The following is a 14560-nucleotide window of genomic DNA, read 5'->3' as shown; positions in this document are numbered from 1 at the left end:
TTTCATAGTAATTGTGAAAATTTTATGAACTTTACATTTAATCCATTTTTATAATACAACTAATGCGTATGAATTCATGACAAAGCTTAACAAATGTAAGGAGCTAAGGAGAGTTTGTGCAACATAAAAGATCATGATTGGCACAGCTAATAATTAATCGGAGATGAAAAAACTTACTAATTAGAGTTTCAATTTTGCACGGATATATTTTTTGTTTTTAATTGAAAAATAAAATTTGTTCGAATAATTATTCTTCAGCTATATACCTACAGGCACATTCTTCGTATAATGGAGAAGTATGAATTTAAAATTTGTATGAATTTTACATATTGAGGTGAAAAAGGAATGAATGCGCGGCTAATGGAACTTATTGATGTGAGTACAATAGAAACCATGGCAGAACAATTTTATCAATTAACCAACATATCACATCAACTTCTTGATGCTGAAAAAGAATGTATATTTTCATTTGGAATAAATGAAAAGAAAATATGTAAACTTCCCAAACTTGAAATCCCCATTTTTTTATACAATCAATATTTAGGATCTTTTGTTGTATGGTCTCAGAAAAGCGAAATTTTCAATTGCCAAAAATACTTTGAAATGCTTTCAAATTTAATTATAGATGGAGTAATGAAAGGATTTCAAAATAAAAATACAACGTTACTTACTCGAAAAGAGGAGGAACTACATACAATCTTACAAAACATGCCTGTTATGGTTGATGCACTTGATTATAATGGAGATTTTGTTTTGTGGAATCGCGAATGTGAAATTGTGACAGGCTATACTGCGGAAGAGGTAATTGGAAATCCAAACGCACTTCGATTACTGTATCCGGATCATGATTATCGTCACGAGATACAAAAGAAATTTTTGACTCGTGGAAAGAACTTTAGAGACTGGGAAATGCGTTTAACTTGTAAAAATGGTGAAATTAAAACGATAATGTGGTCCAATATATCAGAACAGTTTCCTGTAAGTGGATTTAGTTATTGGGCTGTTGGTGTGGATATTACACATTTAAAAGCAATAGAAGAGAAATTAAAACAACAAACGTCTGAATTAGAAGTAATTTTTCAGGCTTTACCAGATTTATGTTTCTTAACGGAAGATGATGGAACAATTATTGATTATAAAGCAGGATCCCCTACAAAATTTTACGTACCCGCAGAAACTTTTATGGGAAAAAAGTTTTACGAAGTATTACCATCTACAGTAGCAAAAAAATTTCAAGAAGCAATTTGTCAAGTGAAAGAAAAAGGGACAAATGTAATTGTGGAATATCCACTTACAATTAATGAAAGTATCGATTTCTTCGAAGCTAGATGTTTACCGTTATTGCATGATAAAATTATGATTATTGTACGTGATATTACAGAGCGGAAAAAGACAGAAGAATTGCTAAATAAATCAGATACACTTGCAGCAATTGGTCAATTAGCAGCTGGTGTTGCTCATGAAGTTAGGAATCCATTAACAGTCATTAAAGGCTTTATACAGCTATTTCAAATTAATAAAGAAGATCAAGAAAAATATTTTGATCTAATGCTTTCTGAAATTGAAAGAATAGAAGCGATTCTTCAAGAATTTTTGTCGATTGCTAAAACAGATGAACTAAGCACGGAAAAGAAAAATCTTTATCAAATATTTAAAAATGTCGTTTCGTTAATAAATACAAAAGCAATTATGACAAATATTCAAGTTGAATTATATACAGATTCTAAAGATATAATCATTGAATGCTCAGAAAATCAACTGAAACAAGTATTTATTAACATTTTGCAAAATTCAATCGAAGCTATGCCAGATGGTGGGAGAATTTCAATTCACATAAAAGAAATAGGCAAAGATGGTATCATTATTAGTGTAATTGATAAAGGAATAGGAATACCTGAAGAACGAATTAAAAGATTAGGTGAACCTTTTTATAGTACGAAAGAAAAAGGTACCGGTATTGGATTGATGTTAAGTTATAAAATTATTGAAAGTCATCAAGGGAATATAAGTATTATGAGTGAGGTTGGCGTCGGAACAACAGTAACGATTTATTTGCCAAAATTTCAGAGTAAAAAGCCTTTATCAAATTATGATGATAGATTTGAATCGATACGTCCAATTATTAACTCTTAAATTATTAAATACCCAATAACCAAAAGCTAAGCTTTTGGTTATTGGGTATTTTTGTATTTAATTTAGAAAACTTTACCTTTTCTTTAGATTTGCTTTAATTTCTATTAAGTTTTTATCAATATATTAGTATTTGTGCAAAGTAATGTATAGAAAATGTGCATTACTTTTAATATATAGATTCAATTATTAATAGAAATACAGTAAGGAGGAGATTATGACAAGGTGAAAAAACAAGAGAAAAAAAGCGGTAGAGCAGTACCGATGCGGTTAAACATTTTATTCTTATGTGTATTTATATTGTTTTCTGCCATGATTATACAATTAGGTAAAGTACAAATTATCGATGGTGAGACGTATAAAAATGAAGTGGAGAAGAGAGAAAATGCAACCGTAAGCCTTTCTGTGCCGCGGGGAAAAATATTTGACCGAGAAGGGAATCCAGTAGTTGATAATAAGTCTTTACGTACAATTACATATACAAAGATGAAAGGTGTAAAATCAGAAGAAATATTAAAAACAGCAAGACAACTTGCAGACATAATTGAAATACCACAAGAAGATATAGACAAGCTAACTGAGACGGATAAGAAAGATTTTTGGATGCAATTAAATCCGAAACTAACTGAAAAATTAGTATCTAAAAAAGAAATAAATAAGTTCAGAGATAAAGATATTACCGGAAAAAATTTAGATAAAAAAATTGAAGAGTTAAAAAGAAAACGAGTTACAGATAAAAATCTTCAGGATTTAACAGATAAAGATATAAAAGTGCTAGCTATTAAAAGTAAAATGACTTCTGGTTATCAAATGGCTCCACAAATTATTAAAAAAGACGTTAGTGAAAAGGAATTTACTATAATTAGTGAAGGTTTAGCAAATCTCCCAGGTGTAGACGTGTCGGTTGATTGGGAGAGAGTGTATGTGAATGATGGATTATTCCGATCCGTTCTTGGAAATGTTTCTAATTCTGATGAAGGATTACCAAGTGAACGATTAGATTATTACTTAGTACGTGATTATAGCCGAAATGATAGGGTTGGAAAAAGTTATATCGAGCAGCAATATGAAGATGTACTTCATGGTACAAAAAAAGAAGTAAGAAGCGTTGCAGATAAACAAGGTACTACAATTAGAACGGAAACAATTTCGGAGGGAAAGAGCGGTAAGAACTTAACTTTAACAATAGATATGGAATTACAGAAAAAAGTAGAAGAAAGTATAGAAAAAATATTAAAAGCATATAAAGGATCAGAATCCATGTTGGACCGTGCTTTCGTTGTAATGATGAATCCGAAAAACGGACAAGTATTATCAATGGCTGGGAAAAGACTTGTAGAAAAAGACGGGAAAACAGAAATTGAAGACTATGCATTAGGTACAATGACTAGTTCATATGAGCTGGGATCAACAGTTAAAGGTGCCACCGTTTTAACTGGATTTGAAACGAAAGCTATAACACCAGGTACTTATTTTTATGATGCACCTATGAAGTTTAAAGGTACTAGGGAGAAGAAATCTTGGAAAGAGTTTGGAAACATTGATGATTTAAGAGCGTTACAAGTCTCTTCAAACGTTTATATGTTTCATACAGCATTAAAAATTGCAGGTGTGGATTATGTGAAAAATAGTTCATTAAATATTAAACAGGAATACTTTAATAAAATGAGGTACTATTTCAGACAATTCGGATTAGGTGTTCCAACGGGTATCGATTTACCGAATGAAACAGCTGGACAAATTGGTAAAAAAGATAATCAACCTGGGTTTTTATTAGACTACTCAATTGGCCAGTATGACACATATACACCACTCCAGCTCGTACAGTATATTTCAACAATTGCAAACGGTGGATATCGAATGAAGCCACAAATTGTTCAAGAGGTAAGAGAGCAAACGTCGCAAAAAGATGAGATTGGTAAAGTGGTACATGCAGTAGAGCCAATCGTTCTAAATAAAATAGATATGAAAGAGGAATATATAAATCAAGTAAAAGAAGGATTTAGAAAGGTATTCCAAGAAGGTGATGGAACAGGAGTAAGGGCGTTCCAAAAAGCCTCTTATAAACCAGCAGGTAAAACAGGGACAGCACAGACAGTTTACGGTGGAGAAAGTGATATCGGAAGAAATGAAAAGGGTGAAAGAAGAAAATGTTATAATTTAACGTTAGCAGGGTATGCGCCATATGATAATCCAGAAGTAGCATTCTCTGTAGTTGTGCCGTGGGTTATGAATGATAAATCTGGTATTAACTCTGATATTGGAAAAGAAGTTTTAGATGCTTATTTTGAATTGAAAAACAAGAGATTGACTGGAGAAAATTTACAAATAGATAGCTCTCAAGAAGGTTAAAACATATGAAATAATATAGAAACTAGAGTCATTTAATTTAGGGATAGATTCAAAATGGGTGATAGAAAGGTAAAATCATTCTATCAATTGTTCACGTTTTATAAAATAAATCATATATTGATAGCATAGGACAAGCTGAAAAGCTTATTCTAACCTCACAGAACACTCCTTATCACGGTTTGGCATCTACTTATGTAGATGCCTTTTTTAATTAAATAACTGATAATTATTTATCAATCTAAAGTAGCAAGTATATTAGGACTATTAGGGGAAGAGTGACGGTAATTATTACAGTATGATTATTAAGAGCGTTGAAATGTAAGGAGTGAGAAAGAAGTGCTAAATATTTTAATGATTAATTTTCCAGCAGAGGGACATGTAAATCCTACATTAAGTTTAGTCAAAGCCTTTACTGAACGGGGGGATCACGTACACTATATTACAACAGAACACTTTAAAGGCAGAATTGAAGATTTGGGAGCTACTGTATATACCCATCCAGATTTATTAAAGGATATTTCTATTGATACTGAAACTTCATATGGACTGAACTCTTTCTTTCATGTACATGTTCAAACTTCTTTATATATATTAGAAATTACGAAACAATTATGTGACAGCATACATTTTGATTTCGTAATGTATGATATATTTGGTGCTGGAGAGTTAGTAAAGGAGTATTTACAAATTCCAGGCATAGTTTCTTCTCCTATATTTTTAATTCCTACTGAATTTTTGGAGACTTTACCTTTTCATCCTAATGCAGAAATACCATTCCAACCTGATGAAATTTCTGAACAGTTACTATATCAAATGGAACATGAATTTGGAGTAAAGCCTAAAAACAATCTTCAATTTATGCATAACAAGGGAGATATTACTCTTGTGTACACAAGTCGTTACTTCCAACCTAATAGCGATTTGTTTGGAGAAAATAACATTTTTATTGGACCAAGTATTTCAAAGCGTAAAACAAATGTAGAGTTTCCACTTGAATTGCTTAAAGGTAAGAAAGTTATTTATATTTCAATGGGGACGCTGCTTGAAGGACTTGAACCATTCTTTAATATGTGTATTGATACTTTCTCAGATTTTAAAGGGGTAGTTGTAATGGCAATTGGTGATAGAAATGACCGTTCTAAAATTAAGGAAGCGCCAAACAATTTTATAATTACTTCATACGTACCTCAATCAGAAATATTAAATGAAGCAGATGTTTTTATTACACATGGCGGCATGAACAGTGTACACGACGCTATTTATTTTAATGTCCCATTTGTCATCATTCCACACGATAAAGACCAGCCAATGATAGCACAAAGATTAACTGAGCTTGAAGCAGCGCATCGGTTATTGAAAGAGAATGTTAATGTGCAAACGTTAAAAGAAGCGGTAACCGATGTTCTTTCAAATGAAAAGTATAAGCATGGAATACGAAAACTGAAAGATAGTTTTTTAGATTGTGGTGGTTCAAATGAAGCAATCACAGTGATTACATCTCTTTTAAATAAATAGTGTGTGTAATATAAAAGCATAGAGGCGGCACCTTTATGCTTTTATATGATTATCCCGCAAACTGCACAGCAGTATTTGCATGTAAAAAAGCGGTATCAAAAACAGGAACAGTAAGGTCGTTTTGGGAAATGAGCAACGGTATTTCGGTGCAACCTAGCAGTATACCTTCTGCGCCATTTTGAATTAATGATTTTGTAATTTGTAATAGTTTTTCTTTGGATGTTTCTGAAATAATTCCTTTACTTAATTCATTTAAAATAACATGATGGATAAAATTTCTTTCCTCTTCATTTGGAATGATTGTCTCAATGTTATAGTGTGCTAGACGTGATTTATAGAAGTCTTGTTCCATCGTTTGTTTCGTACCCAATAATCCGATACGCTTTATATTCTGTTCTACCATTTCTTTAGCACTTACATCACCGATGTGAAGAAGTGGAATGGATATTGCACTTTCTACTTCTTCAGCAAATAAATGGACCGTATTGGAACACATTAATAAACATTCAGCTCCGGATTTTTCAACCTTCTTTGCAACTGCGACTAATGCATTTTTCACTTCTTCATATTGATGATTTTGTAATAAAGTAGTTACTTCACCAAAGTCCATGCTATATAAAACAAGCTTTGCATTTTGATCATATTGAGAGAGTGTAAGTGTATTAATATGTTTATAATATAATGATGTAGATTCCCAACTTAGTCCGCCAATTAAACCGATTACTTTCATCGTACATTCCTCCCGTAACTATGTTAAATGTATTATTCCATAATTCCGATAAGAATACAATGATTTAAATGTGCTGTTGAACAAAAAATAAAAATAATTAGAAAAGTATTGAAATTTACAATTCTTAATGCCATAATACGAATTACAAATTAATACTTATCCAGAGAGGTGGAGGGAACGGCCCTATGAAACCTCAGCAACCCCTATGTAAATGTATAGGAAGGTGCTAATTCCGCAGAGGACACGATGTGTTTTTTGAAAGATAAGAGGATTCTTGAACGTGAAAGAAAATGACCTCTTATGTAAGAGGTCATTTTTTGTTGTATAGAAAGGGAGTGTCGATGCATAATTCATTTTCAAAATAAATATAGAGTAATAAAAGTTGACTCATATGAGAGGAGAATTGTAATGAACAAATTATCAACAAAGTTAGTAGTAGCAATCGGAATTGGAGCAGCATTGTACGGCATATTAGGACTTTGGGGCTTTTCTATTGCACCAAATACATTTATTAAACCTGCGTTAGCTATTTTAACCGTTTTTGGAGCGTTATTCGGTCCAGTGGCAGGACTGTTAATAGGGCTTATCGGTCATACCGTAACAGATACAATCGCTGGATGGGGTATTTGGTGGGGATGGGTTATTAGTTCAGGCATTATCGGTTTTGCAATGGGACTCATTCAAAAAAGAGTTGGATTTAGTGTGAAAAACGGGACGTATAATAAAGGCGATATTTCTTATTTAGCTATTACTGGGTTAATTGGTATCGTCATTGCTATTATATTTGCGGGTGCATTCGATATTATTGTCATGGGAGAACCGTTTGACAAAATTGTAATACAAGTATTAGGTGCAACAATTGCTGATGTTATCGTATTTTTAGTTCTTGGATTGCCAATTACAATAGGCCTAGCTAAATCGAATAAGAAACATACACAATTAAAAATTGAAAAGTAGGGATGTTAACATGCAACCAATTATTTCTTTTGAACAATTCAGCTTTCAATATAAGCATGCGGCGCAGCCTACTGTTAAAAACGTTACATTTCATATATATCCCGGAGAAAAAGTGCTAATTGCTGGACGAAGTGGTTCAGGAAAATCAACGTTAGCTCATTGTATCAATGGGCTAATCCCGTTTTCTTATGAAGGGACTAGTACTGGTACTATTTTGATTGACGGAAAAGACCCGAGGAAAGGGAGTATTTTTGAACAGAGTAAACAGGTTGGAACAATTTTGCAAGATCAAGATGCACAATTTATTGGTCTTACAGTAGAAGAAGATGTAGCTTTTTATTTAGAAAATGAATGTGTAAATCAGGATGAAATGAAAAAGATTGTCTCGGAGTCATTAAAAAAGGTAGGGATGCATACTTTTCATAAACAAAGTCCTCATGAATTATCAGGAGGGCAAAAACAAACTGTTTCTTTAGCGGGTTTGTTAACAACAAATGCTCCTATATTATTGTTCGATGAACCGTTAGCAAATTTAGATCCAGCTAGCAGCTTACATACAATTGAACTTATTAAAAATATACATAAGCAATATAATAAAACAATTGTAATTATTGAACATCGAATAGAAGAAATGTTAAATCTGGATTTAGATAAGATCATTTTAATTGATGAAGGGGAAATTGTTGCGATAGGGACACCAGATGAGATTTTAGCGTCAAATATATTACCCTCAATCGGATTAAGAGAACCTATGTACATAGAAGGATTAAAGAGATTGCAATTTGATAGTAATAATGACGTAATATACCCACTTGAAAATCTTCAAAGGGAAAATGTTAGTGGAGTAATAAATGAGTGGATGGAGAAGCAAACTTTTTGTAAAGATACTCCTACAAAAAAAGAATTATTGAAAGTAGAGGATTTGTCATTCTCATATCCTAATAAACAAAAAGTATTAGACAATATAAATTTCTCTCTATATAAAGGGGAAATAGTAGCACTTCTAGGCCATAATGGAGCTGGAAAATCAACATTAGCTCATAGTCTTATAGGGATAAATAAAACAAAAAATGATAGGATTTTAATTGATGGAGTAAATATCAATTCTTGGTCTATTCGTAAACGCGGTGAAGTTATATCTTATGTGATGCAAAATCCAAATCATATGATTACACAAGCTACTGTAATGGAAGAGATTTCATTTTCATTAAAATTAAAAAAATTTTCGAAGGAAGAAATTAAGCTTAGAGCAGAGGAAACATTAAAAATTTGTGGCTTGTTTCCATTTCGAAATTGGCCAATTCAGGCATTAAGTTATGGGCAAAAAAAGAGATTAACGATTGCATCTGTACTAACAACAAATCCAAAACTTATTATTTTAGATGAGCCGACAGCCGGACAAGATCATTATCATTATAAACAATTTATGACGTTTATTAGAAAACTAGCTGCAAAGGGAATGTCTTTTATTTTCATCACACACGATATGAATCTCGCATTAGAATATGCGGACAGAGCAATAGTTCTACATGAAGGGGAAATTATTGCGAATCATACCGCGTCTACTGTATTAGGGCATCCAGAAACATTAAAAAGAGCGAACTTAAAGGAGAGTTCTTTATTTAAACTCGTTAAATTTAGTGGTATTGCAAATCCTGAAAGATTTATGGAACTTTATTTTGATGTTATTAGGAGGGAGGAAGGTGTATAGTACATATTTTCATCGCATGGACGGAGCAGTGAAATTGTTGTTATTTATTTTTTGTATGACACTTACTTTTTTATTTTTTGATTTTCGCGTATTGTTATTTTTATTGTTCATTGGGTGTATCGGACTTGTAGTTGCTAAAATTCCATTTCGTAAAATTTTTATTGTTTTTACTGTTATATTTACATTTAGTTTATTAAATTCTGTCATGATCTTATTTATTACACCAACCCATGGATCTGAATTAATTGGATCGTATACTTCATTTATGTATATTGGATATGCAACAATTACATACGAAACATTATTTTATGCAGCTACACTTTCGTTAAAGTATTTTACGTTATTACCATTTACACTTATTTTTATTTATACGACTGATCCAAGCAAATTTGTGAGTAGCATAAGTAAATTTCGAATTCATTATAAAATTACTTATGCGATAAATATTGCATTACGTTATATACCTGATATTCAGTCCGAATATAAAGTTATTAAACATGCCCAAGAGGCGAGAGGAGTAGCTTTTGAAAAAGGAGAAGCAAGTTTATGGATTCGCATGCAAAACCGTGTCTTAATTTTCTGGCCTTTAATTATTCATTCTTTAGAGAGAATCGATACAGTTTCAAACGCAATGGATTTAAGAGGGTTTGGAAAGAAGGATACACGTACGTGGTTCTATACAAATAAAGCGAAAAGCCAGGATTTCATTGCTTTATTTGTAGGTGTTTTTATTTTAATTGCTGCAGTATATGTAAAGTTACATGTATTTCAAAATTTTTGGTATCCATTTTAAAGCACTCTCAAATGAGTGCTTTTACTTATTTTTATATAGACATGCTCAAAAAAGGGATATTTACATAATGTATAATACGAACCAGTTAAAATGATCAACTACCTATTAGTTTTCAAACCAAAAGGAGGAGAAAATATGAGTTACGGTGGTTCTTGTGGTTTTGGTGGAGGTTTCGCTTTATTAGTTGTGTTATTTATTTTATTAATTATCGTTGGATGCAGCTGCTGGGGCGGAGGTTACTAATTTTTAATTAGTCTCCACAAATGTAAAACTAAAAAACATAGAAGATACTTATGTATCGAAACAAATAAAAAAGGAGCATAATTGCTCCTTTTTTATTTGTTGTTAGATGCGTTTGTATTACATTTCGGAAATGTAATTGTCAAAGTAGTACCTTTATTTATAACGCTTCGGATTTTCAAATTACCTTGCATCGTTTCAATAATCTTAACAGCAACCATTGTACCTAAACCTGTACCTTTCGTTTTTGTACTAAAATACGGTTCGCCAAATCGATTTATTTGCTCTTGTGACATACCAATTCCGCTATCTTCAATTCGTATGATAACTTTATTATTACTAATAGAAGAGGAGATATTTAAAGTACCGCCATTAGGCATTGCTTCAATACCATTTTTTAATAAGTTTAAAAAACATTGCTGAAAGTGCTGTTTATTACCAACTATTGTTGCCGTAGAGAAATCTTTTGTAATATGGATCGTATTCATATTACATAAAGGTAAGATCATATTAATAACTCGATTTAATTCTTGTTCTACTGAAATCTCATCTAATTTTTCTGAAGCAGGTTTGGCAAACGTTAAATAATCATCAATAATTCCTTGGGCGTGATGTAATTCTTCCAGTATATGCTTAATATACTCGTCTCTTGATTCTGGAGTTAAATTTGGTGTTTTTAAAAGTTGTGTAAATCCTTTTACAACAGTTAAGGGATTTCTTACTTCGTGCGATATACTAGCAGCGAGTTGGCTAACAATCTCCATTTTTTCCATTTTAATTAACTTCGATCGCATGCATACTGCATCTTTTAAAACTTCATTAAAATAAACTACAAACAACATTAAAACGGTTGGTAATATTATGAAATAAATGATGTACAAATTATTCACTTCAAAATCTGATAAAGTTAATACAATTACAGTTGTAAATATTGCTAAGAAAAATGTTAAAAACATTGCATAAGCTACTTTAATTTTTCTATTATACGTATTAAATTTTGCGGATGCGAATGCTGTAATGATAAACATTGTTCCATACACTACTATTGTTAACATACTAAATCCATAAAATGAAAATCTTGTAATTAATAAAATAGCAAACAATGTTATACCGACAGGGAAGCCACCATAAAGCGTACCTACTATAACCGGTATTTGTCTTAAATCATGAATACAATTTTCATCCATATAGATAGGATAGCGCATACATAAAATAAGAGGGATACTTGTACAAAGTATAATAAGTAGTTTTTTATATTTCTTCACATAGCGCCCGCTATCATATATAAAATAAAAAATAAATATACTACTTAAAATGTATAAAAGATTATTTAACACGTGTTGATTGATATACACAAAGTTCATAATATTTGCCTCGTTATTTTTAATTTCCTTTTCATATATATTATCATGATAATAGTATAAACTATATATTTGTTTGAATAATATAGATTTATATCTTTTTAGTATTTTACACGTTTACCCACTCTTCATAAAATTCTTCAACTGATGCATATCGTTCGGTTCGGTTTTCATTTACAGCGCGATACGCTATTTCATATAAATCCCTACTTGCTTCCCATTTTGTAAAGGAGCGATCTTTTCCACCACCTAAAATCGCGAAAGCCATTGCCCCCATATTAAATACATTTGTTCTCGAATCAATTATAGCGTTTAGCTCGAATTCTTCAGGAGACATAAAACGTGAGGAACCCCATAATCTTCCCATTTTATTTACGTATGGTTTTTTAGAATATAAATCAATATCACAAATTTTTGTTTCATTTGTATTAAAATTATACATAATACTACCATCATAAAAATCTATCGCTACATAGTTTTTCTTTTCGACATATGTATGGAAAGAAAAAATGGAATTTAAGGATTGAACTCGTTTTCTAACAGGTAAATGTTTAAATTTATAAAATGGAGAGTTTGGATTTTTATATTTTTCAGGAGGCGGGAAACTCCAGTGCGAATGAAGACATTCACCATCAAACCAATCGAAAATTAATACATATCCAGATTGAACTGGAAAGTGTTCAATTAGTTTTATAAGCGAGTTGTGTTTTAATTCCTCGTATAGGAAAACTGAATTTTTCAAACGTTCAATAGCGTCGTTTATTGTTCCTTCGTATGCAATTGTTTGTGCTCCTGCGTATTTAATGAATTTCTTATGCCCATTTTTTTCTACACCAAAGCTTATATTACCTGAATCTTGTTGGTCAAAAACCGCAAATACGGTTCCTAATTTCAATAGCCAATCAAAATTATGATGTTCTTTTAACTGGAATGTAACTTGATTCAACTGAATTTCAACTGGAATATCTTTCATATTATACCTCGCATTTATTATAATTAAGTTATATATTTCAGTATTCGACACATTTTGTAAAAATCCTATGTGAATCACATGAAATTTATATAAATATAATAATAAATAATTATAAAAAGGTGGATAAAATGGAACAACAAATCGTTATTAAACCATATGAAAAAGAGTGGCACGAAGAGTATTTAATAGAAAAAGAGAAATTTATTTCTTTATTCGGGGAAGATTGTATTGCTATTGAACATATAGGGAGCACATCTGTACAAGGGTTAGGAGCGAAACCTTTAATTGATATGATGATTGGCGTAACAGATTTGCAAATTATCAAAAAGTGGATTGAAGATTTATTAAAAATTGGATATGAGTATGTTCCAAAAGAAACACCTAATTGGCGTTTTTTTAGAAAGGGAAAATGGAGAGCGGGTACTCATCATTTACATGTCTATATTTATAATAGTGACGAATGGAAAAACAATCTTTTATTTCGAGACTTTCTAATAAAGCATGAATGGGCACGTAAAGAATATAGAGAACTAAAAGAGAGACTTGCAGCTACATATCCTTTTGATCGTGTTTCTTATACAAATGCAAAAGCACCATTTATTCAAAAGATATTAGAATTAGCTAAAACTCAAAAGAATTAACATTACAGATTTTTATCTGAAAAAATTTAAAAAATCCCTTCCTACGTTATTTATAGGGAGGGATTTTTTCTTTTGTCATAACGATATACATCTAATTATTGGAGACAGATTAGTTTATTTATTTCGATATTTCTAGTACATTGAAAATATTAAGGGGGAATGAAGCAATGAAAGCAATTTTACATCAATATAAAAAAGGGGTAGAGGGGTTAGAATATAAATTTTTATCTGAAACAAACCCTAATGCCGGGGAAGTAAAAGTAAAGTTAAAAGCAGCAGGATTAAATCATAGGGATTTATTTATTATAAACAATAGAAAAGAAATGGATCTACCGTTAGTAATAGGGTCAGATGGTGCAGGTATTGTTACAGAAATAGGAGAAGGTGTTTCAGCTGATTTATTACAAGCCGAGGTTATTATTAATCCTAGTATTGGATGGGAGAATATTGCCGAAGTACCAGAATTACCAGAGGTGTTAGGGGGACCAAAAGATGGAACGTTTGCTGAATATGTAATAGTGCCCGCTGAAAATGTAGTAGGAAAACCGTCATATCTTACTTGGGAAGAGTCTGGCGTTTTGGCTTTATCGGCACTGACTGCATATAGAGCGCTTTTTACAAAGGGTAGATTGAAGTGTGGAGAACATGTTTTAATTCCGGGGATAGGCGGCGGTGTAGCGACATTTGCCATGTTATTTGCGAAAGCAATTGGCGCAAAAGTAAGTGTTACTTCAAGGGTAGAGAACAAAAGAAAGTTTGCCGAAACATATGGCGTAGATTTTTCTTTTAATAGTTCCGGAAATTGGGAAGAGAGTTTATGCGGAGAAAAAGTAGATTTAATAATCGATAGTATAGGTCCAGCAACATTCTTAAAATACTTTGATGTATTAAAACCAAATGGGAGAATTGTTAATTTTGGTGCAAGCTCCGGAGATAAAATTGAATTACCTTTACGAGCGTTATTTTATAATCAAATCGATATTATGGGGACATCTATGGGTAGCAGTGAAGAATTTAATGAAATGATTAAGTTTATAGAGAAATATAAGATCAAACCAATTATGGATAAAGTTTATTCGTTGGAAGAAGCGATTCAAGCGTTAAGACGTATGGAGCAGGGAGAACAGTTCGGTAATATCGCTCTACGTATGGAATAA

Annotated in this window: 12 protein-coding genes and 1 riboswitch; of the genes, 9 read left to right on the top strand and 3 right to left on the bottom strand. The window is 31.7% G+C overall.

Features of this window, described 5'->3' with window-relative positions:
- Positions 1–345 precede the first annotated feature (345 nt).
- The 3 genes from FH036_RS04285 to FH036_RS04275 all read left to right on the top strand — a co-directional run bounded on the left by FH036_RS04285 (position 346) and on the right by FH036_RS04275 (position 5997).
- Positions 346–2133: an ATP-binding protein gene (locus tag FH036_RS04285; RefSeq protein WP_000994088.1), complete on the top strand. Its 1788-nt coding sequence runs from the start codon at positions 346–348 to the stop codon at positions 2131–2133.
- A 222-nt stretch (positions 2134–2355) separates the two neighbouring features.
- Positions 2356–4482 carry a peptidoglycan D,D-transpeptidase FtsI family protein gene (locus FH036_RS04280; protein ID WP_139895399.1) on the top strand — a complete coding sequence of 709 codons (2127 nt, stop codon included), beginning with the start codon at positions 2356–2358 and terminating at the stop codon, positions 4480–4482.
- Between the two features lie 336 nt (positions 4483–4818).
- Entirely contained in the window at positions 4819–5997 is a 1179-nt protein-coding gene (locus FH036_RS04275) for a macrolide family glycosyltransferase (RefSeq protein ID WP_139895398.1), read from the top strand.
- Positions 5998–6046: 49 nt separating this feature from the next.
- On the opposite strand, the gene FH036_RS04270 is transcribed toward FH036_RS04275, so the two are convergent.
- Entirely contained in the window at positions 6047–6727 is a 681-nt protein-coding gene (locus FH036_RS04270; protein ID WP_139895397.1) for an aspartate/glutamate racemase family protein, read from the bottom strand.
- Between the two features lie 153 nt (positions 6728–6880).
- Positions 6881–6996: riboswitch (SAM riboswitch) on the top strand.
- Between the two features lie 139 nt (positions 6997–7135).
- Here FH036_RS04270 and FH036_RS04265 point away from each other — a divergent pair.
- From FH036_RS04265 to FH036_RS04250, 4 genes are all read left to right on the top strand, one after another.
- A complete protein-coding gene (locus FH036_RS04265) occupies positions 7136–7684 on the top strand; it encodes an ECF-type riboflavin transporter substrate-binding protein (RefSeq protein WP_001038202.1) in 549 nt (182 codons plus the stop codon).
- Positions 7685–7694: 10 nt separating this feature from the next.
- Complete coding sequence (locus FH036_RS04260; RefSeq protein WP_139895396.1) at positions 7695–9395, top strand: ABC transporter ATP-binding protein; 1701 nt, start codon at positions 7695–7697, stop codon at positions 9393–9395.
- Positions 9388–10188, top strand: a complete 801-nt coding sequence (locus FH036_RS04255; protein WP_000287573.1) for an energy-coupling factor transporter transmembrane component T family protein — start codon at positions 9388–9390, stop codon at positions 10186–10188. The genes FH036_RS04260 and FH036_RS04255 overlap by 8 nt, the downstream gene beginning before the upstream one ends.
- 135 nt (positions 10189–10323) lie before the next feature.
- Positions 10324–10431: a YjcZ family sporulation protein gene (locus FH036_RS04250; RefSeq protein ID WP_000120182.1), complete on the top strand. Its 108-nt coding sequence runs from the start codon at positions 10324–10326 to the stop codon at positions 10429–10431.
- Between the two features lie 92 nt (positions 10432–10523).
- Here the strand turns inward: FH036_RS04250 and FH036_RS04245 are convergent, their stop codons facing one another.
- On the bottom strand, positions 10524–11792 hold the full coding sequence (locus FH036_RS04245; RefSeq protein WP_001012267.1) for a sensor histidine kinase: 1269 nt from the start codon (positions 11790–11792) through the stop codon (positions 10524–10526).
- A 106-nt stretch (positions 11793–11898) separates the two neighbouring features.
- On the bottom strand, positions 11899–12762 hold the full coding sequence (locus FH036_RS04240) for a protein kinase family protein (protein WP_000651949.1): 864 nt from the start codon (positions 12760–12762) through the stop codon (positions 11899–11901).
- Positions 12763–12890: 128 nt separating this feature from the next.
- On the opposite strand from FH036_RS04240, the gene FH036_RS04235 reads away from it, so the two are divergent.
- The gene (locus FH036_RS04235) at positions 12891–13403 is read left to right on the top strand and encodes a GrpB family protein (protein WP_000437687.1); all 513 of its coding nucleotides are present in this window, start codon (positions 12891–12893) and stop codon (positions 13401–13403) included.
- A gap of 167 nt (positions 13404–13570) precedes the next feature.
- On the top strand, positions 13571–14560 hold the full coding sequence (locus tag FH036_RS04230; RefSeq protein WP_044792280.1) for a zinc-binding dehydrogenase: 990 nt from the start codon (positions 13571–13573) through the stop codon (positions 14558–14560).

This window comes from Bacillus sp. CD3-5 (assembly GCF_006349665.1).
Lineage (GTDB): Bacteria > Bacillota > Bacilli > Bacillales > Bacillaceae_G > Bacillus_A > Bacillus_A paranthracis.
This window is presented reverse-complemented; position numbering and strand designations above follow the sequence as displayed.

What these genes read in the sequence shown, in the direction of transcription:
- FH036_RS04245 (WP_001012267.1), bottom strand. Translation starts at nt 11,792, where the DNA reads ATGAACTTTGTGTATATCAATCAACACGTGTTAAATAATCTTTTATAC.
- FH036_RS04285 (WP_000994088.1), top strand. Translation starts at nt 346, where the DNA reads ATGAATGCGCGGCTAATGGAACTTATTGATGTGAGTACAATAGAAACC.
- FH036_RS04260 (WP_139895396.1), top strand. Translation starts at nt 7,695, where the DNA reads ATGCAACCAATTATTTCTTTTGAACAATTCAGCTTTCAATATAAGCAT.
- FH036_RS04230 (WP_044792280.1), top strand. Translation starts at nt 13,571, where the DNA reads ATGAAAGCAATTTTACATCAATATAAAAAAGGGGTAGAGGGGTTAGAA.
- FH036_RS04235 (WP_000437687.1), top strand. Translation starts at nt 12,891, where the DNA reads ATGGAACAACAAATCGTTATTAAACCATATGAAAAAGAGTGGCACGAA.
- FH036_RS04270 (WP_139895397.1), bottom strand. Translation starts at nt 6,727, where the DNA reads ATGAAAGTAATCGGTTTAATTGGCGGACTAAGTTGGGAATCTACATCA.
- FH036_RS04265 (WP_001038202.1), top strand. Translation starts at nt 7,136, where the DNA reads ATGAACAAATTATCAACAAAGTTAGTAGTAGCAATCGGAATTGGAGCA.
- FH036_RS04240 (WP_000651949.1), bottom strand. Translation starts at nt 12,762, where the DNA reads ATGAAAGATATTCCAGTTGAAATTCAGTTGAATCAAGTTACATTCCAG.
- FH036_RS04250 (WP_000120182.1), top strand. Translation starts at nt 10,324, where the DNA reads ATGAGTTACGGTGGTTCTTGTGGTTTTGGTGGAGGTTTCGCTTTATTA.